Origin of the sequence: Methylibium sp. Root1272, from assembly GCF_001425905.1 — a bacterium.
Lineage (GTDB): Bacteria > Pseudomonadota > Gammaproteobacteria > Burkholderiales > Burkholderiaceae_C > Methylibium.
This window is the reverse complement of the sequence record NZ_LMDY01000012.1, coordinates 378,482-404,371: the sequence shown is the minus strand read 5'-3', so window position 1 is coordinate 404,371 and position 25,890 is coordinate 378,482. Positions and strand designations below refer to the sequence as shown.

At 66.6% G+C, this 25,890-nt stretch carries 21 protein-coding genes; 1 reads left to right on the top strand and 20 read right to left on the bottom strand.

The genetic code is table 11. From position 1 onward, the window contains the following. Positions 1 to 70: 70 nt before the first annotated feature. The 10 genes from ASC67_RS07715 to ASC67_RS07670 form a co-directional block, all read right to left on the bottom strand. On the bottom strand, positions 71 to 490 hold the full coding sequence (locus ASC67_RS07715) for an acyl-CoA thioesterase (protein ID WP_056317440.1): 420 nt from the start codon (positions 488 to 490) through the stop codon (positions 71 to 73). A gap of 376 nt (positions 491 to 866) precedes the next feature. Further along, entirely contained in the window at positions 867 to 3,161 is a 2,295-nt protein-coding gene (locus tag ASC67_RS07710; RefSeq protein WP_056317436.1) for an NADP-dependent malic enzyme, read from the bottom strand. Between the two features lie 41 nt (positions 3,162 to 3,202). Further along, entirely contained in the window at positions 3,203 to 4,408 is a 1,206-nt protein-coding gene (pcaF, locus tag ASC67_RS07705) for a 3-oxoadipyl-CoA thiolase (RefSeq protein ID WP_056317433.1), read from the bottom strand. A 96-nt stretch (positions 4,409 to 4,504) separates the two neighbouring features. After that, complete coding sequence (locus tag ASC67_RS07700; RefSeq protein ID WP_056317429.1) at positions 4,505 to 5,140, bottom strand: 3-oxoacid CoA-transferase subunit B; 636 nt, start codon at positions 5,138 to 5,140, stop codon at positions 4,505 to 4,507. A gap of 9 nt (positions 5,141 to 5,149) precedes the next feature. Next, positions 5,150 to 5,854: a 3-oxoacid CoA-transferase subunit A gene (locus tag ASC67_RS07695; protein ID WP_056317426.1), complete on the bottom strand. Its 705-nt coding sequence runs from the start codon at positions 5,852 to 5,854 to the stop codon at positions 5,150 to 5,152. After that, positions 5,851 to 6,942: a S9 family peptidase gene (locus tag ASC67_RS07690; RefSeq protein WP_056317423.1), complete on the bottom strand. Its 1,092-nt coding sequence runs from the start codon at positions 6,940 to 6,942 to the stop codon at positions 5,851 to 5,853. Before ASC67_RS07690 ends, ASC67_RS07695 begins: the two co-directional genes overlap by 4 nt. Before the next feature lie 16 nt (positions 6,943 to 6,958). Next, positions 6,959 to 8,605: a bifunctional 3-(3-hydroxy-phenyl)propionate/3-hydroxycinnamic acid hydroxylase gene (locus ASC67_RS07685; RefSeq protein WP_056317420.1), complete on the bottom strand. Its 1,647-nt coding sequence runs from the start codon at positions 8,603 to 8,605 to the stop codon at positions 6,959 to 6,961. 75 nt (positions 8,606 to 8,680) lie between these two features. Further along, on the bottom strand, positions 8,681 to 9,763 hold the full coding sequence (locus ASC67_RS07680) for a maleylacetate reductase (protein ID WP_056317415.1): 1,083 nt from the start codon (positions 9,761 to 9,763) through the stop codon (positions 8,681 to 8,683). An 11-nt stretch (positions 9,764 to 9,774) separates the two neighbouring features. Beyond that, the gene (locus ASC67_RS07675) at positions 9,775 to 10,083 is read right to left on the bottom strand and encodes a Dabb family protein (protein WP_056317411.1); all 309 of its coding nucleotides are present in this window, start codon (positions 10,081 to 10,083) and stop codon (positions 9,775 to 9,777) included. After that, a complete protein-coding gene (locus ASC67_RS07670) occupies positions 10,080 to 10,961 on the bottom strand; it encodes an intradiol ring-cleavage dioxygenase (RefSeq protein ID WP_056317408.1) in 882 nt (293 codons plus the stop codon). Before ASC67_RS07670 ends, ASC67_RS07675 begins: the two co-directional genes overlap by 4 nt. A 120-nt stretch (positions 10,962 to 11,081) precedes the next feature. Here ASC67_RS07670 and ASC67_RS07665 point away from each other — a divergent pair, with 120 nt between their 5' ends. Beyond that, the gene (locus ASC67_RS07665; protein WP_056317405.1) at positions 11,082 to 12,005 is read left to right on the top strand and encodes a LysR family transcriptional regulator; all 924 of its coding nucleotides are present in this window, start codon (positions 11,082 to 11,084) and stop codon (positions 12,003 to 12,005) included. Between the two features lie 213 nt (positions 12,006 to 12,218). Here ASC67_RS07665 and ASC67_RS07660 read toward each other — a convergent pair whose 3' ends face one another. The 10 genes from ASC67_RS07660 to ASC67_RS20980 form a co-directional block, all read right to left on the bottom strand. Then, the gene (locus tag ASC67_RS07660) at positions 12,219 to 12,401 is read right to left on the bottom strand and encodes a hypothetical protein (protein WP_056317402.1); all 183 of its coding nucleotides are present in this window, start codon (positions 12,399 to 12,401) and stop codon (positions 12,219 to 12,221) included. Positions 12,402 to 12,420: 19 nt separating this feature from the next. Then, positions 12,421 to 12,705 carry a hypothetical protein gene (locus ASC67_RS07655; protein ID WP_056317399.1) on the bottom strand — a complete coding sequence of 95 codons (285 nt, stop codon included), beginning with the start codon at positions 12,703 to 12,705 and terminating at the stop codon, positions 12,421 to 12,423. 209 nt (positions 12,706 to 12,914) lie between these two features. Next, a complete protein-coding gene (locus ASC67_RS07650; protein ID WP_056317396.1) occupies positions 12,915 to 13,847 on the bottom strand; it encodes an alpha/beta hydrolase in 933 nt (310 codons plus the stop codon). Beyond that, positions 13,790 to 15,265 carry a DUF1329 domain-containing protein gene (locus ASC67_RS07645; protein WP_235566256.1) on the bottom strand — a complete coding sequence of 492 codons (1,476 nt, stop codon included), beginning with the start codon at positions 15,263 to 15,265 and terminating at the stop codon, positions 13,790 to 13,792. Before ASC67_RS07645 ends, ASC67_RS07650 begins: the two co-directional genes overlap by 58 nt. 21 nt (positions 15,266 to 15,286) lie before the next feature. Further along, positions 15,287 to 17,119, bottom strand: coding sequence for a DUF1302 family protein (locus ASC67_RS07640; RefSeq protein ID WP_056317393.1), 1,833 nt, complete (start codon positions 17,117 to 17,119; stop codon positions 15,287 to 15,289). 52 nt (positions 17,120 to 17,171) lie between these two features. After that, positions 17,172 to 18,188, bottom strand: coding sequence for a YCF48-related protein (locus ASC67_RS07635; protein WP_056317388.1), 1,017 nt, complete (start codon positions 18,186 to 18,188; stop codon positions 17,172 to 17,174). Positions 18,189 to 18,190: 2 nt separating this feature from the next. Continuing rightward, a complete protein-coding gene (locus tag ASC67_RS07630; protein WP_056317384.1) occupies positions 18,191 to 19,561 on the bottom strand; it encodes a DUF1329 domain-containing protein in 1,371 nt (456 codons plus the stop codon). A 20-nt stretch (positions 19,562 to 19,581) separates the two neighbouring features. Next, the gene (locus ASC67_RS07625; RefSeq protein WP_056317381.1) at positions 19,582 to 22,062 is read right to left on the bottom strand and encodes an RND family transporter; all 2,481 of its coding nucleotides are present in this window, start codon (positions 22,060 to 22,062) and stop codon (positions 19,582 to 19,584) included. Positions 22,063 to 22,270: 208 nt separating this feature from the next. Continuing rightward, on the bottom strand, positions 22,271 to 22,882 hold the full coding sequence (locus tag ASC67_RS07620; protein ID WP_056317378.1) for a helix-turn-helix transcriptional regulator: 612 nt from the start codon (positions 22,880 to 22,882) through the stop codon (positions 22,271 to 22,273). Between the two features lie 319 nt (positions 22,883 to 23,201). After that, positions 23,202 to 25,877, bottom strand: a complete 2,676-nt coding sequence (locus ASC67_RS20980) for a LuxR C-terminal-related transcriptional regulator (protein ID WP_056317374.1) — start codon at positions 25,875 to 25,877, stop codon at positions 23,202 to 23,204. Positions 25,878 to 25,890: the final 13 nt, after the last annotated feature.

Here is a 25,890-nt window from a genome sequence, read left to right as displayed (position 1 = left end):
GCCGTACGCTCGCGCACAACGACCGTAGCGGTGTGCCGCTGGAGATCACCCTCGGGCGCACCTTGCCTTGTCACGCCTGACGCAGGCGGCGGCGTCCGAGTGCCGCCGAGTAGCGCCGCAGCGCTTCTGGGGTCGATGGATTGAGCGGCGGAACCGCTGTGCTGCGGCCGTCGTCATCGACCGCGACCATTGTGAAGTAGCAGCTGTTGGCGTGCCGCACGTTCTGGGTGCGAATGTCTTCGGTGATGACCTTTATGCCGACTTCCATCGACGAAGTGCCCGTGTAGTTGATCGCCGCAAGGAAGGTCACCAGTTCGCCAACGTGGATCGGCTGCCGGAATATGACGCGATCCACCGACAGCGTGACCACGTAGCAGCCCGCATAGCGGCTGGCGCAGGCATAAGCGACCTGATCCAGGAACTTGAGGATAGTCCCGCCGTGCACGTTGCCGGCAAAATTGGCCATGTCTGGCAACATCAGCACCGTCATCTCGATCTGATGCGGTGAATGCGCGGGAGCAGTCGGCCCGCGGGCTGTCTCGTTCAACTCAACCTCCAAGGCGATTCACAAGCCAGCGCGTAGAAAGTCGCTGGACAACACCCTCAGGTGTGGCACGCTTGTCATAGGCCGGCGACGCATGCGAGTCGCCGCTGGCGCTATGACCTCATCGAGCATCCACGACTGTCAGCCAGTCGACTCGTTTCGACGCGACGCAGCAATCAGTTCGTACCAACTCTTTGAGCTGTCCGTGAACCCGCACTGAAGAGCTTGCCGAGCCGGCCTCACGCTTTCGACGTGGCAGTCGACGCGCATGCCATGGCGATCGCCATACGCTCGAGGGTGCTGCACCGGGAGATTGGCCAGCTCAGGCACCACCAGGCTGCTCACGCAATGCGGTCGCATCCGCAGCGGCCACTGCGGTCATGTTGACGATGCGCCGGACCGTGGACGATGGAGTCAAGATGTGTGCCGCTTTAGCCGCACCGAGCAAGATGCCCCCAACCGTGATGCCCCCGCCCGAGGCCATGCGCAGCAGGTTGTAGGAAATGTTGGCCGCGTCGACGTTGGGCATCACCAGCAAGTTGGCCTCGCCGTGGAGCGCCGCCCCAGGGAACTCACGCTCCAGCACCTCGCCGGACAGGGCGGCGTCGCCGCGCATCTCCCCCTCGATCTCGAGCGACCCGTCCCGAGCACGGATCAACTCGAGGGCCCGCCGCATCTTCAACGCCGACGGTGCTTCCGAACTTCCAAAGCTCGAATGCGATAGCAGTGCCACACGCGGCACCTGCCCGAAGCCACGAACCGCCTGGGCGGCCAGCAGCGTGATCTCGGCCAACTGCTGCGCGTCCGGGTCCTGATGCACGTGGGTGTCGCAGATGAAGAGCTGCCGATCCGCCAACATAAGCATCTGCATAGCCGCGAAGCTGCTACATCCAACACGCAAGCCGATCGCCTCGCGCACATGGCTAAGGTGCTGGTGGTAGCGCCCGTGAACGCCGCACAGCATCGCATCAATTTGTCCTTGACGCAGCAGGAGGCTCGCCAGCAGGCTCGGCTGGGTCGACACATCGGCGAAGGCCAGCGCCGGCGTCACACCGCGGTGACGAACCAACTCGTAATAGCGTTGAATCAACTCTCCGTCCAAGCCCGCATGGTTCGGATCGATCACGTCGTAGTCCGCCCCGAACACCAGTCGAAGTCCGAGCTGGTCAATGCGCTCGGCGATGACGGCCTGGCGCCCGATGAGTACCGGCCGCACCAGTGCCTCGTCGACCACCACCTGCGCCGCGCGCAGCACCCGTTCGTCCTCGCCTTCGGCATACGCGACCCGCTTGAGTGAACCGCCCGCGCGCGCCGCCGCGAACACGGGCTGCATCGCGTTTCCTGACCGGTACACGAACTGGCGCAGGCGCCTGCGATAAGCCTCTATGTCGACAATCGGACGCGACGCCACGCCGCTTGCGGCTGCAGCCTCGGCCACGGCCGACGCCACGACCTCGATGAGACGTGGGTCGAATGGCTTAGGTATCAGGTACTGCGGGCCGAATCGCAGCACGCTCGAACCATACGCCCGAGCCACCGTCTCGGGAACCTCGGCGTGAGCCAGCTCAGCGATGGCCCGCACCGCGGCCAGTTTCATCGCCTCGTTGATCGTCGTAGCGCCACTGTCGAGAGCACCGCGAAAGATGAACGGAAAGCAAAGAACGTTGTTGACCTGGTTCGGGTAGTCCGAGCGGCCGGTGCCAACAATCGCGTCTGGTCGTGCGGCCAACGCTTCCTCGGGCAGGATCTCCGGAACTGGATTGGCCATCGCGAGGATGATCGGCTGGCGCGCCATGCTGGCGACCAATTCCCGCTTGAGCACGCCACCGGTCGACAGGCCCAAGAAGACGTCTGCGCCAGCGCAGATGTCGGCCAGAGTGCGCAGTGCGGTGACTTGTGCGTAGCGAGCCTTACTCGCATCGAGCCCGGTGCGGCCGGCATGCACCACTCCCTTGCTGTCGGCAATGAACACGTTGCGGCGTTCCACCCCTAGACTGACCAGCAGATCCAGGCAAGCGATTGCGGCCGCGCCGGCGCCCGAGCAAGCTACCTTGACGTTCGCCAGCGGCTTGTCCACGAGTTGCAGCGCGTTCAGCACGGTGGCGGCGGCCACGATGGCCGTGCCATGCTGATCATCGTGGAAGACCGGAATCTTCATGCGTTCGCGCAACTGGCGCTCGATGTAGAAGCACTCCGGCGCCTTGATGTCTTCAAGGTTTATGCCACCGAATGTCGGCTCCATTCGGGCGATCGTCTCGACAAGGCGGTCAGGGTCCTTCTCGTCGAGCTCGATGTCGAACACGTCGATGCCAGCGAACTTCTTGAACAAGCAGCCCTTGCCCTCCATAACCGGCTTGCTCGCAAGCGGGCCGATGTCCCCGAGCCCCAGCACGGCGGTGCCGTTGGTGACTACCGCAACCAGGTTGCTGCGCGCGGTAAGGCTGCTGGCCTCAAACGGATCGTCGACGATGGCCAAGCAGGCCTCGGCTACACCCGGTGAGTACGCGAGCGCAAGGTCGCGCTGGGTGGCCATCGCTTTCGTGGGCATCACGGCAATCTTTCCGGGCGTCGGAAAGCGGTGGTAGTCGAGCGCGCTGTCCTTCAGGGTCTCACTCATCGGATTCTTCTAGTTAGCGGCCTGGATGACTGGCCGTGCGGTCAGGCACGCTCGAGCACAAGCGCAATGCCCTGGCCGACACCGATGCACATCGTGCACAGCGCGTAGCGACCGCCGCTGGTGTGGAGTTGGTTGATCGCCGTTGTCACGAGCCGGGCCCCACTCGCACCCAGCGGGTGCCCCAAAGCGATCGCACCGCCGTTGGGGTTGACGCGCGGATCGTCGTCGTCCAAGCCCAGGTCGCGCAACACCGCCAGGCCCTGCGCTGCGAAGGCTTCGTTGAGCTCGATCACGTCGATCTGCGACAGTGCCAAAGCCGTTAGTTCGAGCACCTTGCGCGTGGCGGGTGCAGGGCCGATGCCCATGATGCGCGGTGCTACCCCGGCGGTGGCCATGCCGAGCACACGTGCGCGCGGCGTCAAGCCGTGGATCCGCACCGCGGCTTCACTTGCCAACAGCAACGCGCAAGCGCCGTCGTTGACGCCGCTGGCGTTGCCGGCGGTCACGCTGCCCTCTGGCTTGACCACGCCCTTCAGCTTGGACAGAGCCTCGAGCGATGTCTCTCGAGGGTGCTCGTCCTTGGTAACGACGATCGCGTCGCCCTTCTTCTGCGGAACCGTGACGGGCACGATCTCGGCATCGAAGAAGCCGCGCTTCTGCGCCGCGACGGCCTTCAACTGCGACATCAGCGCCATGCGGTCCTGCGCCTCACGCTCGATCTTGAAGTCGACCGCTACGTTCTCGGCTGTCTCGGGCATTGAATCGACGCCGTAGCGCTCCTTCATCAGCCTGTTTACGAAACGCCAGCCGATCGTCGTGTCCTGGATCGAATTGGTACGCGAGAACGCACTCTCGGCCTTCGGCAGGACGAATGGCGCACGACTCATGCTCTCGACGCCGCCGGCGATCATCAGTTCTGCCTCGCCAGCCTTGATCGCACGCGCGGCCGTGCCTAGTGCGTCGAGACCCGAACCACACAGACGGTTGATGGTCGCGCCCGGCACGATATCCGGCAGCCCAGCGAGCAGCAGACTCATGCGCGCAACGTTGCGGTTGTCCTCCCCGGCCTGGTTGGCACATCCGAACAGAACATCCGTCACAGCAGCCCAGTCGACCTTTGGGTTGCGTTCCATCAACGCTTTGATCGGCACCGCGCCGAGGTCGTCGGCGCGCACGCTCGACAACGCACCGCCGTAGCGGCCGAAGGGAGTGCGAACGGCATCGCAGATGAAGGATTGAGCGCTCATGATCTCTCGAATTTCGTGTGACCCACTCGCCGCACTCAACATCCTCGCAACGCCCTGGCGCCTGCGTCGCATCCTGGAAGTCTGTGCGACTCGCCTCTATGCTCGCAGACTTACGCCGCTGATCCGTTGCAGTTCGCTGAACGGTAGGCCATTGAAGATCTCGACCACCTCGAGCCCAGCCGGCGTGACGGCGAGCACGGCCAGATCGGTGTAGATGCGGCTGACGCAACCGATGCCAGTCAGAGGGTAGGCGCAGCGCTCGACAAGCTTGCTGGCACCGCTCTTGGTGAGGTGTTCCATCATGACGAAGGTCTTCTTCGCACCGATTGCCAGGTCCATCGCGCCGCCCACGGCGGGGATCGCATCAGCGCCGCCCGTGTGCCAGTTGGCCAGATCGCCACTCACCGAAACCTGGAAGGCGCCGAGCACGCAGATGTCCAAGTGCCCGCCGCGCATCATCGCGAAGCTGTCGGCATGGTGGAAGTAGGCACCGCCGGGCAGCAAGGTCACCGGCTGCTTGCCGGCGTTGATCAAGTCGTAGTCTTCGTCGCCCGCAGTAGGAGCCGGCCCCATGCCGAGCAAGCCATTCTCGCTGTGCAGGAAGATCTCTCGCTCACGCGGCAGGTGGTTGGCCACCAGCGTGGGCAGACCGATGCCCAGGTTGACGTATGAGCCCTCCGGGATGTCTTTCGCAACGCGCGCGGCCATCTGATCACGGTTAAGTCGCTGCATCACATTTCCCTACGTCGTCTGCTGCTTGAACCCGGCAGGCCCGGTGGGCGTACGCGGCACCTTGACGACGCGCTGCACGAAAATGCCGGGCGTGACGATCGCTTCTGGATCGAGTTCGCCGAGATTGACCACGTCATGCACCGAGGCGACCGTCAGCTTGGCAGCCATGGCCATCACCGGCCCGAAGTTGCGCGCGGTCTTGCGGTAGACGAGATTGCCCCAACGGTCGCCGCGTTCGGCCTTGATCAGTGCCACGTCGGCGTGAATTGGTGGCTCGAGCACGTACATTCGCCCGCCGATCTCGCGCGTCTCTTTGCCTTTGGCCAGGTCGGTGCCGTAGCCGGTGGGCGTGAAGAAACCGCCGATACCGGCGCCGGCGGCGCGGATACGCTCGGCCAGGTTCCCCTGCGGCACGAGTTCGAGCTCGATCTTGCCCGAGCGGTACAGGCTGTCGAACACCTGCGAGTCGGCTTGACGCGGGAACGAGCAGATGATCTTGCGCACCCGCCCCGCCTTGAGCAGCGCGGCCAGGCCGGTTTCTCCGTTGCCTGCGTTGTTGTTGACGATGGTGAGATCACGCGCACCTTGCTCGATCAGCGCATCGATCAGTTCCCCAGGCTGCCCAGCCCCGCCGAAGCCGCCAATCATCACCGTGGACCCATCGGTGATGCCCTGAAGCGCTTCAACCGTAGTGGCGCAGATCTTGGAGATCATTCGCAGCCTCTGGGGTGCTGGATCTGTGCAAAGCGATCGACAAACCAGTCGGCCACGACCGCAGTCCGCTCGGCCGCGTGGTTGTAGATCGTGTGCTCTCCGTCGGGCCAGAAGCGCAGCGTCTTGTCGGTGGTCGCCGCCGCGTCGAGGAAGGGTTGCTGATCCTCAAGCGTGATCAGTGGGTCAGCGCCGCCGTGCAGCACCAGCAACGGGCAGGTGATGCGGTCGCGCCCGGCGCGAAAACTCAGCCGCTCGAAGTTCGCGGTGACCGCTGCTTCGTCATTGACACCCAGCATTGCGGCGGCTTGCTCCTGGAAGGTCCGGTACGCCAACAACCTCGGCAATGCCTGCGCTCCATTGACGCAGCAGGCCCGGACACGATCGTCAGCCGCTGCCGTACTTGCCGCCCACAGTCCACCGATGCTGTTGCCCCAGATGCCCGGTGCGCCAAGGCTTGGGTCTGCGACGATGTACGTGATGAACTGCCGGTACGCCGCTGTCACATCGACATCAAGAAAGATGCGGTGCTTCATGCGCGTCTCACCCTGACCTGGGCCTTCGGCTAGCAAGGTGGCCAGGCCTCGCCGCGCCAGTGCCTTTGCGATCGGCAAGTAGGCCATGCCCCAACCGCTCTGGCCGCCGAACAGCAAGACCGTGCCGGAAGCCCGGCCCGACCAGGGGCGCACCAGCCAGCCGATCAATCGACCGTGCTCGAACGGTAGTTCGACACGCTCGATGCGCTTGTCCGACCAATCAGACAGCTGCCTGGCGGCCTGCACGAGCTGGTCATACAGCGCTACGCGTCGTGGGTCGTCATCGTTGAACGCCATCTGCGCGAACAACAGGTTGGCGATCGCCATCGACTGCGCCTCAGTGGCCGTTGTGAGATGCCCTGCTGTTGCCGCTGCGGCCGCTCGCTCTAGTTGTGCACTCGCCAGCGACTCGGCCGCGCTGTGCCAATCCTCACCGGCGGTGGTGCGCTGAAACAGGGCGACGGCATCGGCATGATCCACCCCGCAGTCAAGCAGTCGCGTAATTGGCATTGCACGCTGAAGGGCCTGCGTCGCCGAGGAAACCGCGGTCGTCATCGTTCGATCTCCATCATCACGACACCCACTGGAGCCGACCGACGGTGACACCGTCCTTGCTCTGCTCGATCCAGTGCAGCTTGACACGCAGGTCGTCGACCAGTTCCGCCAGCGCCTCGAGCCGGCCGACTGATCCGAACACGACAAAGTCGGGCCGCCCGATATAGGCGCAGATGCCGTGCGTGTGCATGAAGCTGGAGATCTCGCCGTCCAGTTCGACTACGCCGGCGTCCGAGTCCGGACTGATAACGACGATGCGGCAGCCGAGCTGACCGAGGAACTCCTTCTGCTCCTGACGTATGAATGGCACCGGGTCCTGAGTCGTGACGAGCAGGAAGCCGCGGCCCACTACATCGTCGAGCAGCCCTTCGACGCTTCCCTGACGCACCCGCGGTTGCGGTCCCGGAATGCCGGCGCAAGCGAGCAGGCAACCGTCGGGTTCGCGGTGCACGACGCCGTTCTCGATCTTGGGGAACGGCGGCATGGGCGGCACGTTGCCTGTTCGAAAAGCCTCGTCCCGCGCCGCGGCCTTGTCGGGGTCGTCCTCGTTCGTCAACTTTCCGAGGAACAAGGACATCTCCATGATCTGACCCACATGCGGCCGGCGCTCCTGCTCGTAGGCATCGAGCAGTTCCGGCGAACAGCGTCCGCTGAGCACCAAGTCGAGCTTCCAGGCAAGGTTGATGCCGTCGCGCATCCCCGAACAGGCCCCCTGACCCATGTAGGGCATCATGGAGTGAGCAGCATCGCCACCAAGTAGCACGCGACCATCGCGCCAGCGATTGGCCATCCGCGTCTCGAAGGTGTAGACGACGTTGCGCAGCACCTTGAAGTCGTCCCGCTTCAGGCCATGCTTCTTCTCGAGCCACGTCCAGCCGTTGTTCTGGTCCTCCCAAAACGCGGTCTCTTCGCTCGGCAGCACGCGCAGCTCGAAGCGGGTGCGCTTGCTGCCGATGGGCATGTACATATGACCGCGCGCGGGGTCACAGAAGATGGTCAGCAGCTTGAAGGGGTCGCCGCCCTCGCCCTTGTTCTCGGAATCGAGGTTGAGCCAGCGTTCGTTGACGCCGTAGTCGGTGCGCTCGATGCCCAGCGCCCGGCGCACGAAGCTGTTGGCGCCATCGCTTCCCAGCACATACTTGGCCTTGAATTGCCTAGGCCGTTCGGTCCATTGGTCGTCGCGCACGCCGTTCGTACGCTGGATCGTGATCGACACGTCGTCGGAGCCCTGCTCGAGGGCAACCGCTGCCCAGCCGCGAAACAGCTCCACGTTGGCATGCTGCGCCACCCGCTCGTGGATGGCGTCCTCGATGTCGGGCTGGTAGATCGAAAAGTGCGGATAGCCGCACTGCCGCTCATTCCAGTTGATCTCCATCAGCAACTCGCCAGCGGCATTGCGATAGTGGTAAGTCTCGATCGGACTCGCGTCGCGCAACGCGCGAGTCACATCACCGCATGCCTGGATGATGCGCGCGGTCTCGCCATCGATGTGGGTGAGTCGCGGCAAGCCGTACATCGTCGGCCAACGCTCGATAACGACGACCCTGCGGCCGGCCTGAGCCAGCATTGACGCGGCCACCAAACCCGTCGGGCCGTAGCCAATCACGGCCACGTCGTAAGCCTGCGGCGAATCCTCTTGTCCGGATGTCGACTTGGTTTCCATCGTATGTCTCCTGTAGTTGTGGAGTGCTGCCGGTTCAGCGCCCCGATCGATCGCTCTCTTGGCGTCGGCGAGTGCTTAGCGGTAGCCTCCCACGTGGGGGGGCGCGCCGTCGAACGCCGCCTGCAAGAGCTGGCGCAACGCAGCGCGTTCGATAGGGCGCGGGTTCCAGTAGGGGTTGGCGATCGCGATGTCGGCGGCCCGGTCGAGATCGGACTCGAGCATGCCCAGGTCGCGCAATGCCACCGCCGCGCCGTTGTTTTGCGCCAGGTCGTAGATGCCACGCGGAGCATCGGCCGCGTCGAGCGCACGAGCAATACGCCGCATCGCATCCGGCGCAGCAGGTGCGTTGTAGGCCAGCGCGTGTGGCAGCACGGCCGTGTGCGTCTGCGCGTGCGGCAGATCAAAGCTCCCGCCGAGGGTGTGGCAGAGCTTGTGATGCAGCGACATGCCAACATTGCCCAGCACGGTTCCGCACAGCCATGCTCCGTAGAGCGCGCCGCTGCGCGCTTCGATGTCCGCGGCATCGGCACGAATCCTGGGCAAGGCCATCGCGAAGGCGCGGATGCCCGCTTCCGCCATCAGGTCAATGACAGGATTGGCATCGCGCGCATACAAGCCTTCGGCCGCATGCGCGATCGCGTTGATGCCGCTGGTGATCGACAGATTGACAGGCAAACCAAGTGTCAGCGCTGGGTCGTAGAGCACTGTCTTCGGGAGCACGCGCAGATCCGTGCCAGTGCGCTTGGTGCCGCCCTCCGTGATGCCGTAGATCGGTGTGACCTCGCTACCGGCATAGGTGGTCGGGATAGCAAGGATGGGCAGCGCGCTGTCCAACGCGATGGCTTTGCCCAGACCGATCGTGGAGCCGCCGCCGATCGCGATGGCACAGTCGGCGCGCCGCACGCGGGCCATCTCACGCGCCTCCTGGGCCACCTCGATCGGCACGTGCATAACGGCGCGATCAAAGATGCCTGCGGCACGCGATCCGAGGCGGTCAGCGAGGGCCTCTGCCAGCTTACGCTGGCCCGGCGTGCTCAAAACAAGCGCGCGCTCGGCCCCGAGCGCTAGCACCTCACGCTCAAGGTCCTGCAAGCTCCCGGGCCCGAAGACGATGCGAGCAGGGCGCGCTTGATAGACAAATGACGGAAGGCTTTGCAAGGCGAGTCCCCTCACATTTCGTCAACCACGTAGTCGACCTGGTGACGCGATGTGCGCAGCGAGCCAAGGGCTTTGCGAACTCGCAGGTGCTCGGGGTGCGTGGCATACGCCTCCAGGGCTCCTGGCGAGTCGAAGTCCGCCACCAGGACAGCATCGCACGCATAGTCCACGCCACTGACGTCGATCCCCACATCGAGGCGGCGCATTCCCGGGATGCGTCCCCGCAGGGCTTCAAATTCGTGCTTGACGGTTGCCTTCGCAGAACTCACGGCCTCCGGGGTCTCACCTGCGACCCGCCACATGACGATGTGCCGAATCATTGCTTCTCCCGGGACGGGTTGAGCACAAAGTCGAACTCGAGGGTGTAGTAAGGCACCGCCAAGTCATGTCCATCGGGCGCCACGCCGGGATCGTGGCGCTTCCAGTCCGCAATGAGGGTGGAGCGGACGCCGAAAACGGCATCCGAGTCGAGGTACTGATCGCCGTCGCGGAAGACATGCGTAATCAGCTTCTCGTAGCCTGGCGCCTCGATCATGAAGTGCAGGTGGGCAGGTCGCCAGGGATGCCGCCCTAGGGCGTCCAGCATGCGCCCCACCGGACCGTCATGTGGGATCGGGTAAGGCTGAGCGAGGATCGAGCGGAAACGAAAGTGCCCATCCGCACCGCTGCGGAATCGACCGCGTGCGCGGTGCTCAAACTCGGCCCCCGAACCCGCGTACTGAACGTCGTAATGGCCGGCATCGTCCGACTGCCAAACATCGATCACGGCCGCGGAGATCGGCCGGCCATCGATGCCGCGCACCTGGCCTCTGACGAAGCAGGGCTCGCCTCGCGCACCGTTGGCGATGTCCTGCCCGTACTCGAACCAAGGCGCACCCTCGACGAAGAATGGGCCAAACACCGTCGCCTCGGTACAACCGGGCGGCTTGGCATTGTTCTGTGCCGTGACCAGCGTCGACAACCCAAGGGTGTCGGACAGCAGGATGAACTCCTGCCGCTTGTCATCGGTGATGTGGCCTACCTCGGTAAGGAAGCGGATGGCCTGCTCCCACTCGGCCTCGGTGAGCTTTACTTCGCGCGCAAAGGAGTGCAGGTGCTGCACCAAACTCGTCATGATCGAGGTCAGGCGTCCGTCGGTGCAGCCGGACATCGCGGCTATCACCGCTTGCGTGATGGTGTCTTCGTTGATGTTGCGCATGCCTTATGTCTCCGGCTAGAAATCACTGCCACGCTGTGACCTCGAAAGTTAAATCGCGCCGAGCCGGAAAGAAAGCCGCGAAGACGAAATCTCATTTCCGTTTTATGGAACAATGCCCCCGTGGACCGTTGGGCTCAGATCGAACTCTTCGTGCAGGTCGCCGAGTTGGCGAGCCTGTCCAAGGCTGCCGAAAGGTTGGGGCTTTCGAACGCTGCTGCGAGTCGGCATCTTGCCGGCCTGGAACAGCGCCTCGGTGCTCGTCTCGTCGAGCGGACGACGCGACGCTTGTGGTTGACCGATGCTGGCCGCGCCTTTCATGGCCGCTGCTCGGCGATGTTGGCGGAGATGGCTGAGGCGGAAGCGGAGGTCAACGCCGCTTCGGTTAACCCAAGCGGGATCCTTCGAGTCACGAGCTCGGTGTCATTCGCCATGATGCACATCGCGCCGGCGCTGCCTGAGTTCAACCGCCGCTACCCAAACCTCTCTGTGCAGGTCTCCACCGCCAACCGGTACCCCGGGTTCATCGAGGCAGGCATCGATGTGGCGATTCGCACGCGGGAACACGAGGGCGATTCGGGCATCACCATTCGCCGCTTGGCGGAGATGCGTCGTGTGCTAGCGGCGTCCCCCGCTTACCTCGCGGCCAACGGCCAGCCCAAGGGACCCGCCGAACTGCAAGGGCACCGATTGCTCGTCTACAACCTCGCGAACGACCCCTACGTGCTTCACCTGAAGCGACGCAAGGAGCAGCTGACAGTCCCGATAACGAGTGTCCTCGACGCGAACGAAGGGCAGGTAATTCGTGCTGCGGCGCTGGCCGGCTTGGGAATCTTGATCCAGCCCCAGTACATCGTCCACGATGACATCGTGGCGGGGCGACTGGTGCCTGTGCTCAAGGACTGGGATCTACCGCACCTGACCATCAACATCGCCTACCAAAGCCGTCGTCACCAGCCTGCCAAGATCAGAGTCTTCATCGAGTTCCTGGTTGAGCGCTTCGCCAAGCTGGATCTGGAGAAGAAGTGGGCCGCTTGGGGCCGATGAGGGTAACGCACGGGACGCGGCTACTGGAGCAAACCGGGATGGCCGCGAAGGGGGCATGCAGCCGCTCAACCTGCATCGGGCCGTCTTGAGCCCTTCGCTGTAGTTGAGTCCGGCCTTGATCGTTCATCGCGTCTGCCCGAATCGCGCGGGTTTCAGCTGCAAATCCAGCGCAGCCGCCCGGTTGACCATCATCTAGATTGATCGAACCGCGTGTCAGGAGGTCAGGCATGGCACACCCTCGGCCCGAGGAGCAGTCAGCTGGTTGCAGATGGCGTCGAACTCAGCATAGGTCCAAGCGGCCGCGCCGCAGCGGATCGCGAGCTTGTGCGGGTGGCGCAGGCGCGCGCGGCGCAGGAGGTCACCGAGGGTCTGGCGCGTGGCGATGGCATGGCTCATGGCAGATCGGTGGCGGGGCTCAGCGGCCCTCGCAATGCGGCGCGCGGCGCGCGAAGAAGGCCTCTCGGCCTTCGCGGAAATCGGCACTCGCCGCGCAGGCGAGAACAGCCTCGTGCTCGGTGTCGAGCAGCTCGGCGAGGCTGCGCACCAGCCCGCGAATGCGTCCGCTGGCGCGCGTCGGGCCGCGCTCCAGCCGCTGAGCCAGCGCCTCGGCCAGCACGACATCGGGCGCATTCAGCGCCGCCGGGCGGTCACGCGTCAGCCTCACCAGGCCGCCATCGAGCTCGACGCGCAGGTCGTTCATGCGCCCCTCCGTCCGCCGCAATGCATCGTTGTGCTCATCGTGGCTCGCATTGGATGCCGCGCCCCCGCGCGCAGCGCCACCCGGACGGGTAGTCGTGCGCGGCACCGCTTGAGCGCAGGCCGCGTTTACGTTTGCAAGTGGGAGAAGTCTGTATGGGCACGCGCTGCGGCTGGTGCCTTGGCGGTACCAGCACCGCAGCGAGCCCGCGCTCAGGCGGTGCCGAAGGCGCGCCGGAGCTGCGCACCGACCTGCGCGTAGACCCCGGCGGTGTGGCCGATCACGCCCTTCATCCAGAAGAAGCCGTGGATCATCGTCGGGTTCCGCAGCGACGTGACGGCAACGCCGGCGCCGGCCAGCGCCGCGCCGTAGGCCTCGCCCTCGTCGCGCAGCGGGTCGTAACCGGCGGTGATCAGCGTGGCCGGCGGCAGGCCGGCGAGCTCGCCGCGGATCGGCGAGCAATAGGGCTGCTCGGCCTGGGCGGGATCGGCGAGGTAATGGTCGAAGAACCAGTCCATCGCCTTCTTCGTCAGCAGATAGCCCTCGGCGTTCTCGCTGCGCGAGGGGTAGCTGCCGCCAGCATCGGTGACCGGGTAGACCAGCAGCTGGTGCGTGAGCTTCGGGCCGTCGCGGTCGCGCGCCATCTGGCTGACGACCGCGGCGAGGTTGCCGCCGGCGCTGTCGCCGCCGACCGCCAGTCGCGTGCCGTCGAGGCCGATCGAGGCGGCCTGCTGGCGCACCCACAGCAGCGTCGCGTAGGCGTCCTCAGGCGCGGTCGGCCAGCGGTGCTCGGGCGCCTTGCGGTACTCGACCGTGACGACCGCGGCGCCGCTGGCGTTGACCAGCGAGCGCGCGACCTTGTCGATCAGCTCGAGGTTGCCGAGCACGAAGCCGCCGCCGTGGTAATAGACCAGCACCGGGTGCGGCCCGGCGCCGGCGGGGTGGTAGACGCGCGCCGGCAGGCTGCCGCCGTCGACCGGCACCTGGTGCGCGGTGACTTGCGCGACCTGCTCAGCCTCGCCCTCGAGGCCGACGAAGGCCATCGCGGTCTCGCGTGCTTCGGGCACGCTCATCTGCTCGAAGCCCTTCAGGCCCTGGGCCTTGAAGGCATCGAGCAGTCCTTGCACTTGCGGGTCGAGCGGCATCGTCGTCTCCTGGTTCGTTGCCGGTTGGAAAGGGGGCGCGCACTCAGCCGCCGAGCCGCTGCAGCGCCGTAGGCGTCAGGTAGCGCTCGTAGACGGACGGGTCGTTGACGCGCATCGCATGGCCGCCGGCGACCTCGCGCACCTGCTTGATGCGCGTCATCCGGCGGGTCTGGACGTTGAAGGCGTGCACCGTGGCCCAGGAACGGGTCCTTGCCGTCGGACACGCGCGCCTTGCCGTCCTCGTAGCAGGCGAAGGCGGCGTCGAAATGGCGGAAGGCTTCGCCGCGGCGATCGTAGGACAGCATCTGGAACGGCGTCAGCGTGCGCGCGTCGAGCCACACGCGCTTGCTGCCGACCGGCGCGCGCGGGTAGCGCAGCGGCTCGGCCTCGATGACGATGGCCTCGGGCACCAGCTCGACCACCTGGTCCCAGAACAGGTTGCCCTTCGGCCCGCCATGGGTCTTGTGCTCCCAGTTCGGGTGCTCCGAGCTCCAGCCGCCGGACACCGCCGCGAGGTGCGGGCCGCGCTGGACCACGCGGTAGTTGCCCCAGGTCAGGAAGGGGTCGCCGGCGGCCCAGGCGTCCGACAGGTAGAGCTCGGCGCCCGGCACCAGCGGCTCGAAGCGCTGGTTGGTCGGGAAGCTGCGCACCCGCTTGAAGGCCGGCAGGTAGCCGTAGAGCTGCGGGAACTGGTTCTGGTCGTAAGGCCAGACGTTCAGGTAGACGGTGCCGCGCACGTCGGCCGGCTCGGTGAACAGCACCGACTGGTAGCGCAGCTTGCCCGGCTCGCCGTCCCAGTAGGGCCGTGGCTCGACGACGGTGCGGCCGACCGCGGCCATCTCGGCCCAGACCGACGCGTACTGGTACTGCAGCGTGCCGCTGGCGTCGAGGTCGTATTCCTTGCTGGCGTAGACCGAGACGTCGTGGCGCCCCCAGCTCAGCGTGTGCGCGGCGAACACCTCGAGCGGCGAGCTCGGCTCGGGGAAGGGGTTGCCGCCGATCCAGGGCTTGCCGTCGGTGGTGACGATGTTGCCGTCGGCGTCGAAGCGCGCCTTGCCGCGGTGGCGCGCGCTCGCCTCGAGGTAGGGCAGCGGGTTCAGCCGCGCCAGGTCGGTGGTGGTCGGCGCCAGCACGAGCTTGCGGCCCATGCCGGCGATCTGGCCATGGCGCACCGGGTCGAGCAGGTCCTTGACCCACTCGACGTTGCCGGCGTCGATGGTGTCGCCCGGCTTCAGCCGGCCCCTGGTGTAGGCCTCGATCGACAGCAGCTCGTCCGGGTAGGCCGCCGCGACCGAGCCGCTGCGCAGGAACGCCGCCCAGGCCGAGCCGAACACGCCCGCGCGCAACAGCCCCCGACCCGTCGCCTCGAGAAAGGCACGGCGGCTGTGGTCGCGGTCGTAGCGTCGCAGGTGGGCCATCGGCTGGCGGCCCTCACGGTCTCAGAACAGGATGCCCAGACGCGCGAAGATCTCGTTGCTGTGCTGGAGCCCGTCGGTGAAGGTCTTGTTCGACTTCGAGCCGGCGATGATGTTCGCGTACAGGTCGCCCTGGATCGACTTCGACGGCTTCCAGCGCAGTCCCGGCTGCGCGTACCAGCCGCCCTGCAGGTCGGTCAGGATCGCGAAGTCGAAGCGGTACTCGAGCGTCGGCGAGGGCTGCTGCAGCGCCAGCGCGATCGCGTTGAAGCCGCCGCCCTGCCCCTTCGGCCGCTCACCGGGCCGGCTGTCCAGGCCGCTCAGGTGCCGGCCGAACAGGTCGCTCTCGGACTTGTGCAGCCACTGCAGCACGAAGTAGGTGGCCGGGAAGCTGCTGACGAACTTGTGGTACTTCTCGGCGATGAAGGCGAAGGCGTACTCGTCCTCCTCGATGTAGTTGCCCAGCGTCGGGTTGGTGAACTTCTTGTTCGGCGTGTACGACAGCTCGAAGCGGCCGATCAGCTGGTCGAGCAGCGAGTCGGGCTCGCCCTCGAAGACCTTGTTCAGGCCGAAGCCGAACACGTTCTCGTGCGGGTAGCGCCGGCTCAGGTGGCCACGCAGGTTGCCGGCCACCGCCGGGCTGAAGAAGGTGTTCAGGATGCATTGCACAGCAGCCTTGGTGCCGGCACGGATCTGGCCGTAGGTCGAGTCGGCTGCGCCGCAGCCGGCCGCCAAGCCCGACAGGCCATAGGCGTCGAAGCCAGGCGACTGTTCGTAGACGTAACGCAGCGCCGCATCGAGCCCCTCGATGCCGTTCAGGCGCGAGCGCGAGGCCGACTGGAACCATTCGCCGGCGTTGTAGACGCCAGTACCAGTGCCGGCCTCGAAGGAAGTCAAGGGCAACGCGCCGGCGCCGGTCGCGCCCGACCATTTGTAGACGCCGTCGGGGTTGTTGCGGCTGACAGCAAAGGCCTGCAGGCCGACCGACCCGATCTCGCTGCGCACCCGGAAGCCGACGTTCCAGTTGTTCTTGACGTCGTCGTAGCCCTCGCGCTGGTGGATCGTGAACTGGTCGGTGATTAAGTTGTACGGCGTCTCGCCGTTGGGCAGCAGCGTCGGCGCGAAGCGCTGCACAAAGCTGTCGATGTCGGTCTTCTCGTTCAGGCGGTAGTTGAGGCGCAGGCCGAGCGCGGCGCGGCGCTTGTCCGAGTACTCCTCGGCGGCCGGATCGAACAGGTGGCCGCGGAAGTCGAGCGCGTTCGGCACGTCAGCGACGCGGAAGAAGATCGCCTCGCCCCAGGCGATCTGCTGGTTGCCGGCGCGGATCCACAGCGGGCCGTTGTTGTAGTCCAGGTAGGCCGAGGGCAGGTCGATCGAGTTCTTGCGGCCGCCGTAAGCCAGCGGGCCGCCGGCTGTGCCACCGAACTCCTGCTGGAACATCGATCCCGACAGGAAGCCCGCCTGCGGCTTGCCGTCGAAGGCGTCGTCGACCGCGCCGACCTGCTCGGAGCGCGCGCGCAACTTGATGGTCGCCTTCCAGGCGTCGCTAACGCGACCGTCGAAGTTGAGGTCGAGCCGCGTCGTCAGCGAGTTGATGTTGGCGCGGTCCTGGAACGAGGCCGGCCGCGACAGAGCGTCGCCGGCCAGGCCGCCGTTGCGCTGGTTGATGTCGGTGACACCGTTGGACGGGTTGCCGCCTTGGTTGTTCTTGTTCTGATCGTCCGTGGTCTTGACTGCGAGCTCCTGGCGCAGCTGGCCCGAGACCTCCCAGTCGGCAGCCGCCGCGGGAGCGGCTAGCACGGCGAGCGCCGCCGCTGCGACCGCATGCCGCCGTGCGGCCTTCGCTTCGATGTTCATCACGCTGTTGTCTCCTCGTTGTGGTCTGTCATTTCGCGCGTCGGATGTCGCGCTAGGGCTCTATGGCCAGGATTGATCCGCCCGAGCCGACGGCCAGCAGCCGCGGCTTGCCTGCGGCGCTCGGGGCGGCGGCGGCCAGCGCCTGGTACCAGCCGCCGCCGATGAACTTGGACTGCACGCGCTGCCAGCTCGCGCCCTCGTTCTTGCTGCTCAGCAGCGTGTTAATGCCGCTGACGGTCAGGCGGCCGTCGGCGCCGACGTGAACGCCGGTCAGGATTGCCTGCGTGCCGGTGGCCAGCGTGCGCCAGCTCGCGCCGCCATCGCCACTGGCCAGCACTGCGCCACTCTGACCGACCGCGTAGGCGCGTTTGTCGTCGAGCACCGTCAGGCCGAACAGTGACCGTTCGCCCTTGTGCGGCACCTTCCACTGCGCGCCGGCGGCGTCGCTGCGCAGGATCAGCTCGAACTCGCCGACCACGGTCGCGCTGCCGTCGGCGGCGACATGCACGTCGTACAGGTGTGGCTCGGCGCCGTCGGGCGTATGGCCGGCCCAGTCGACCGGCTGCAGCGCCCAGGTCCGGCCCCAGTCGCTCGAGCGCAGGACCGTGCCGAAGGCGCCCACCGCATAGGCCACGCCCTGCGCGTTGACGCCGACCGCGAGCAGCCGCGACTTGGTCACCGGCGCTGAAGCCTGCCAGGTCTTGCAGTCCTCGGCGGTGAAGACGATGCCGGTCTGGCCGACCGCGAGGCAGTGGCCAGCGGCGGTCGCGGTCGACAGCAGCGCGAGGTTGCCCATCGGGATGGCTTGGCGCGTCCAGCTCGCCCCGCCATCGCGCGAAGCCAGCACGGTGCCGAACGCGCCGACCGCCACGCCTTGCGGGCCGTCAAATGCGATGTCGAACAGCGCATCGTGCGGTGTACCGCGATAGATCTGCTGGATCGCGTCGGGTCTCGCGGTGACCTCGGACGGCACATCGGCCACCGTCACCGCGGCGACAGCCGACATGCCGGCTAGCCAGACCGCGCCGCGCGCGGCGCGGCGCGTCAGGAACGTGAACAACGCGGCCATGCTCAGGTCCCCATGCGCTGCAGTGCCTGCTCGGTCAGGAACTTCTCGTACAGGCCGTCGGCGTTGTGGTAGCCCGAGGTGATGCCGCCAGTGATCGACTTGGCCTGCAGGAAGCGCGTCGTCCTGCCGTCCTGCACGTTGTGGCTCATCACCGCCGTCCACGACCAAGCGGTGTGCTTGCCGTCCATGACCTTCTTGTCGCCCTTCTCGTACAGGCTGTACTGCGGCTCGAAGGACTTGAAGATCTCGCCACGGCGGTCGAAGGTGATGTAGGTGACGTACATCATGTTGCGCATGTCGATCCATACGCGCTTCTTGCCGACGGGAGCGCGCGGGTAGCCGACCGGCTCGGCCTCGAACACCGCGACGTCGGGGCACAGCTCCATGTTGGTGTCGAAGAAAGTGATGCCCTTCGGACCACCGTGCACCGGGCGCTCCCAGTTCGGGTGGTCGCCGTACCAGACCTGCGATACCGCGCCGAGGAACGGACCACGGCCGATCAGCTTGTAGTTGCCCCAGGTCAGCATCGGGTCGCCGGCCGCCCACGCATCCGACAGGTAGAGGTTGCTGCCCGGCACCAGCGGCTCGAAGCGCTGGTTGGTCGGGAACTTGCGCACCCGCTTGAAGGCCGGCAGGTAGCCGACGAGATCCGGGAACTTGCGCTGGTCGTAGTACCAGGTGTTAAGGTAGCTCGTACCCTTCACGTCCGAGGGCGAGGTGAAGTACACGGCCTGGAAGCGCAGCTTGTCCTCGCCGCCCGGGAAGGACTTCGGCGTGTTGCGCGCGACGGTGTTCTCCTCGATCCAGGCCAAGTCGTACTGGTAGCTCTGCGAACCGTCGGGCGCGATCTCCCAGTCGCGCACCGCATAGGTGGAGTTGTCGTGCCTGCCCCACGACAGGGTGAGGTTGGCCTGCAGCTCGGCACCGGTCTTGGCATCCGGGAAGGGGTTACCGCCGATCCAGGGCTTGCCGTCGAGCGTGACGATGTTGCCGTCCGCGTTGAATTTGGCCTTGCCGGCGTTGCGCAGTGTCGCCTCGAGGTACTCGGCCGGGTACAGGCGCGTGACGTCGCGCGTGGTCGGCACGATGCGAATCTTGCGACCCATGGTCTTGACCTGCTTGTAGGCCACCGGGTCGATGAGGTCCTTGACGAGGTCGACGTTGTTCGCGTCAATTAAGTCCCCAGTCTTGATCTTGCCCTTGGACCAGGCTTCGATGGACATCAGCTCGTCCGGGTACGCCTTGCTGATGTCGGCCGAATGGCCCACCAGCGGCCACATCGGGCCCAGCACCCCGGCCGTCGCCACGCCCTTTGCGGTCTGCTCCAGGAAGAAGCGGCGGCTGTAGTCATGGTCATATTTACGAATGTGCATAGTCGTCTCCTGGGTCTGCGTCAGTGGGCGGATGCACCCGTGCACCGGGCGTCTTGTGTATGTGCGGGAGGGGAAGGTTGAGGCTGGGGTTCAGGGGCGTGCTGCGGCTCGCCGACGTTCTCGGACAGCGTCGAGATGTCGCTGTCTAGGAAGCGCGGCTTGATCAGGTAGATCAGCAGCGGCAGCAGAACCAGCGCGAGCACCATGTTGATCAGCATCACGATCACGAGCAGCAGACCCATGTCGGACAGGAACTTCAGCTCGGACAGGAAGTACCAGGGCGCCAGGCCGATGGTCATCAGCGCCGCGGTGAAGAAGATCGCCTTGCCGCAGGTCTGCAGCGACACGCGGATCGCGACGCCGAGGTTCTTGTTGGCGACGCCCTGGTACTCCTCGCAGATGCGCGTCAGCAGGTAGATGCCGTAATCGATGCCCACACCGATGCCGATCGCCAGGATCGGCAGGGTATTGACGTCCAGCCCGAGGCCGAAGGCCGACATTGCCGCGGTCAGCATCGTGTTGGCGAGGTTCACCGGGATCAACAACAGCAGGCCCGCCACCACCGAGCGGTAGGCCAGCGAGCAGCCGATCAAGATCACCAGGTTCAGCGCCAACACGATGCGGCCCTCGTAGCGCACCACCGTATCGTTGATCGACTGCTGTAGCGCGATCGCGCCCGAGGCCAGCCGCACGCGGAAGCTCGCGTGCTCCGCGCCGACGTCGGCGACGCAGGAGCGCGCCGAGGCGAGCGCGGCGTCGACGGTCGCTTGCTTGTTGTTCGCGTACCAGAGTGAGACGGTGGCGTTGCGCAGCTCAAAGTCCGAGACATGCGCGAATGACTTGGCGTTGGTTCCGGCCATCAGCCCAGTGACAGCGGCGCTGGCCGACGCGTCGTCGTTGTCCAATGGCGCCCATTTCGGGTTGCCTCCGTTGAACACGCGGTTGGCCTCGAGCGCCATGTCGGCGAAGGACAGCGTCGCGGTCGGCGGGTTCGGACCGCTCTCGAGACACTGCTGCAATTCGCGCATCGTTGACAGCGTGTCGGACTGGCGCAGGATGCGCGCACCCTCCTTGCCCTCGAACACCACCTCCATCGTCATCGAGCCGGGGAAATGGCGGTTGATCTGGCGCACCGCGGCATTGAACTCGGAGTCATGGCGCAGCAGGTTCGTTCCCTCGACCGGGTTGCCGACCTGGATGCGCAGCATGAAGTAGACCGACACAGCGGTGAGCACCAGAAATACGACGGTCGTGTAGCGCAGCGCGCGGCCCTGCACCAGCGACGCGAAGCCGCCGAGGATGCCCTGCATGCCGCGCTGCAGCGGGCCGGAGTGGCCCTCGACGCCGAGCACGTGCTCGAGGTTCTTCGGCTTGGGCAGCAGGCTAAGCAACACCGGCGTCAGGAACACGCTGCACGGCACCAGGTTGGCAGCCCACAGGCCGGTGAACAGCGCGAAGCGCTCCATCGCCGGGATCGGCGCCAGCGCGACTAGCAGCAGGCCCGCGACGTCGGTGAAGATGCCGAGCGTGCCTGGCCACACCAGCGAGACCAGCGACAGCTGCGCGGCCTTCTCCTTCTCATGGCCCTGGTGCAGCAGCTCGTAGTAGCGCTCCGTGGCCTGCACGCAGTGGCTGAAGCAGCGCGCCACCAGCATGAGCGGTACGACCATCAGCAGCGGCTCGACCGGAAGACCGAGCCAGCCGACCAGTCCGAAACCCCAGATCGCCGACACCGTGCTGACGATCACCGGCGCGACGATGCCCGAGAGATTGCGCATATGGAAGGCCAGCGCCGCGAACATCAGAAGCAGCGTCAGCGCGGCGATCTCGGCGGTGTTGGCGCCGAAGGCATAGACCCAGCCGGTCATCGTTGGGAAGCCGGAGACGTAGATCTCGTGCTTGCCGTCGCGCTCCTTCTTGACGATATCCTGGACGAACTCGAAGGCCTTGCCGTAGTCGAGCTGGCTCTCGATGAAGGTGGCGTTGACCAGCGTGGCGGTCGAGTCGCCTGAGACCAGGAAAGTCGCCGCAGCGGCCGATTCGCCGACGCGGCGGCGGATCTCGGCGAGTTGCTCGGGCGTGGACGGCGGGTCGTCGTCCATGATCGGGTTCGAGAAGATGCCGTCGGGCGTAACGACGGTGTAGCGCGCCTTCGGCGTCGCGATCGACAGGATCTGGTCGTGGTCGACGCCAGGCGCGAGGTCGATGTCGCGCGACAGCCGGTAGATCTTCGCGAGCGTGTCGACCTGGTAGATGTCCTTGCCGTCGGTGCGCTTGACCATCAGCGTGACGGTCAGAGGGTTGCCGAAGTTCGGGTGCTCCTTGAAGACTTTCACGAAGGGATGGTCCTTCGGGAACAGGTCCGAGAAGATCGTCCGGACGTCGACCTTGAACAGGCCGACCGCGAAGAAGGCCGTGATCAACCCCATCGCCGCCAGGATCAGCCACCGGTGGCCGAGCGTGAAGGCCGCGAGCCGGCGCCGTAGGTCTAGCTTTTCCATCTATCCACCACCCGAATGTCTTGCGCTGTTGTTGTGCTGCGCCGCGGCCCGGCCGTCTGGCGCGCCTGTCTCCATCTGTCGGAGCCATTGGAGAGGCTCGACGCCGCAGGGACCCCATCCGCGCGGATGGTTTTGCTGCCCACAGACCTAGGAAGAACCCTGATCGCCGCCGTGCGCGCTGCCTACCTCGAAGCAGCGAGGCCTGGGGTCAGGGCATGACGTCGATGTCCGCGTAACCGTCGACCGCGACGATCACCATCCGCGGCAGCTCGCCCTGCCGCAACAGCTGCTCGGCGCAGGCGACGCGGCGCGCGATGACGTCGGCATGCGGCGCGCAGTTGATGCTGGCGCGGACCTGCCTCCCGAAGCTCCACACGCCGAGACCGGCGACCACGGCCAGCGACTCGCGAGTCAGCGGCTCGGCGAGCTGCCCGTCGAAGTACGCGGCGGTGCGCCGCGCCATCGCAAGCGACAGCCGTCCGCGCACGCTCCGCTCGCGCAGGCGGAACTTGGCGTAGTAGCGCAGCAGATGCCCCGCGAGCTGGGTGCCCAGTGCCTCGACGTAGATCGTGCCGCCCAGGCCCTGCGGGCCGGCATCCTGTGCGATCGCTGTGGTCAGCGCTCGATGATCGGGTCGCGCGCCTTGACGACGTCGAGCAGTCCCATTTCGGCAATCTCGCGATCCATCAATGTCGCGCGCGACGACCGAGACCAGCCGCTCGGTCAGGCAGACATGGCGTACGTCCAGACTCTCGGTCCATTGCCCGTGCGAGCGCCGAGATCGCGTCACCAGCAAGACGTCGCCAGACTCGCTGCGCACGCACGCTTCCAGGGGCCACGGCCGTCGAAGTGGCGCTACATCGGCGTCACTCGGCGCAGATAGGACACGATCATGTAGTCGCGCATCAGCGGGACCTCGACGTTCAGCTCGGTTTAGCCGTAGGCGCGCAGACCGACGCCGTTCCAGCGCAGCGCGTCGGCGGTGCCGAGCACGGGGCCCGGCACCCAGGTGGGAAGGTCGGCCAAGCCGATCGGTTCGGACATCGGACGCTCGTGCGGTGGAGAGCCCGGCGTGCTTCGGCCGCGCGGCGCGCCGCGAACCGGGAGGGCTGCCACATTACAAGCGGCGGCGCGCGAGCTCAGACTCCGTGCGTCTTGACAAAGCGGATCGCGTCGAGCCGGGTCTTCACCCCGAGCTTCGAGTAGACGTTCCTCACGTGGAACTTGACCGTATTCTCGGAGACGCACAAACGCTCGGCGATCTGCTCGTTCGACAGGTAGTCGGCCAGCATGGCGAGCACCTTGGCCTCGCGCTTGGTCAGCGGCTCGAGCAGCGGCGCGGGCGCGAGCGACCGGACGGCGGCGGCCACCAGCCGCTCGACGAAGGCGCGCGCCTCGCTGCCGGGCGGCGGCGCCTCGGCGGGGTCGTCGGCATGCGCTTGCAACAGCCCCAGCAGTCCCGGACCCTCGTCGAGGAACATGCGCACGTAGCCGCCCGGCGCGGCGAGCGCGATCGCGCGCTGCAGCGCCTGGTGCGCCTGCGCCATCCGACCGAGCCGTTGCTGCGCCAGCGCGGCGAGCAGCTGCAGCCGGATCTGCCGGTGCACGCGGCCGTGGCGGCGCGCGACGTCCAGCGCGGCGCGGATCGCGGCGAGCGCAGCCTCGACATCGTCGCAGTGCAGCGCCAGGCGCATGCGCGCGAGCTTGGGGTCGTCGGTCTCCTCGGAGAAGCGCACCCAGTCGTCGGGGCCGTCGCCGCCCTCGTCAGCCAGGCGCGGCGCGAGGCCGCGCGCGCGATTCAGCCGGCCGGCGACCAGCTCGCGGCGCAGCCGCTCGCACTGGATCAGCCGTACCGCACGCGGCCAGCGCCCAGCGTAGGCCAGGCCCTCGGCCTCCTCGAGAACCGCGAGCGCGCGCTCGGGCGCGCCGCGCAGATCGTGCAGCCGCGCGACACTCCGGTAGCACACGACCAGGTAGTCGTGTATGCAGGCCTCGACGATCATCTCGTGGAACTGCTCGAACAGCGCCAGCGCCTCGGCGGTCTCGTCTGCCTCGTAGAGCGCGAGGATCAGCGCGCAGGCCAGGCAGGCCTTCGACACTGACTCCTCGAGCAGCATGCGGCGGTCAGCCATCACCGCGCGCAGGTGGCTGATCGCCTCGCGCAGATGGCCCTGCGCGAGCAGCGTCAGCCCCGTGTGCACCCCCGAGTAGCCGAGCGTGAAGGTTGCGTGGGCCTGCTCACTGAGCTCGCGGCCGCGCGCGAAGAAGGCCAGCGCGTCGTCGAAGCGGCCACGTGTCAACGCGACGAAGCCGCGCACGTTGTAGCTGGCCGAGTACTCGAAGCGGCCGAAGCGCGTGTCGGCCGGCTCTCGGTCGTCAGTAAGCGCCGCGTAGACGAGCGATTGCGCCATGTCGTCCTTCAGAACCATCACCATCGCCAGCGCGAGCCGCGGGTCGACCCCACTCGGTCCCTGCGCAAGGTGAGCCTCAAGCACCGGCATCAGCGGCTCGATCGGCTCGTGGCGCACCAGGAAGCTGAAGGCCCAGGCCAGCTTGACCGCGAGGCCCGGCCGCCGCCGCGCTGCATCGGCCGGCAGCCGGCGCGCCCAGCGGTCGACGGTGGCGAGGTGGCCGTCGGGCACCAGCGAGTCGCTCCACAGGTCGAAGACCTCGCAGGCACGATCGTCGTCGCCGGCGCTCAGGTGGTGGTGCAGCGCCTCCTCGTAGTGGCCATGCGCCTGGAACCAGGCCGCGGCTCGGCGGTGCGCCGCGGCTGGCGCGGAGGGCTCGGCGCGTGCAAGCTGGTCTTGCAGGAAAGTGGCGAACAGCGCGTGATAGGTAAACCAGCCCTCGCGCGACTCGAGCCGCCGCACGAACAGGCCGTCGCGCTCGAGCGAGGCGAGCATCTCGTGCGCGTCGTCGCGGTCGAGCAGCGCGTTGCACAGTGGCGCCGACATGCGCGCCAGCACCGAGGTGCGCAGCAGGAAGTCCTGCACGCGCGGCGTCTGCTGGCCGAGCACGTTCTCGGCCAGGTAGTCGGCGACCTCGCGCGGCGCGTTGGCGCGCCCGGCTTGCAGCGAGTCGCGCACCGAGCTCGACCCGAGCGCCAGTCGGTACAGCTGCACCGCCGCGGGCCAGCCCCCGGTACCGCTGAAAATTGCCTCTAGCTCGAAGTCGCTGAGCGCCGCGCCCGGAAGGGCTTCGAACACGCGGCGGCTCTCGTCGCGCGAGAAGCGCAGGTCCTCGGCACTGACTACGCATGCCTCGTCCCCGGCGACCAGCCGCGGCAGCCCGAGTTCGGGCACCAGCCGGCTGGCAAGGAACCAGCGCACGCGGTCCGGCGTGTTGGTGATCAGCTCGCGCAGCAGCCGCAGCGCGCCAGCGCTGGTCACCTCGTGCAGGTCATCGATGAACAGCGCCACCGGGTGACCCAGCCCAAGCAGTCGGCCAATGAGCCAGTCGGCGCGCGGCGTAATCGTGCCGGTGTCCTCGTCGTCGGCCGCAGCGTCGGCGCCGAGCATCGCGACCAGCGCCTGCAGGTGGCCGAGCAGGCGGCGCGCGTCATTGTCGCCGCCGTCCAGCGACAGCCAGCCGGTCAGCATGCCCTGCTGCTCGCAGACCGCGTGCGCCTGAAGCATCAGACTGGTCTTGCCGTGGCCGGCCGGGCCCTGGAACACGACAACGCGCGCCGCGGCTGCACCGAACAGCCGCGCGAGTAGCACCTCTCGCTGCACCGCATGCCGGTGGGCGCGGGGCGGCAGGATCTTGTGGTTCAGGGGGGGCGGCGCGACACCGGCCGACGCGGCGAGCTTCAAAGGGAGACACCGT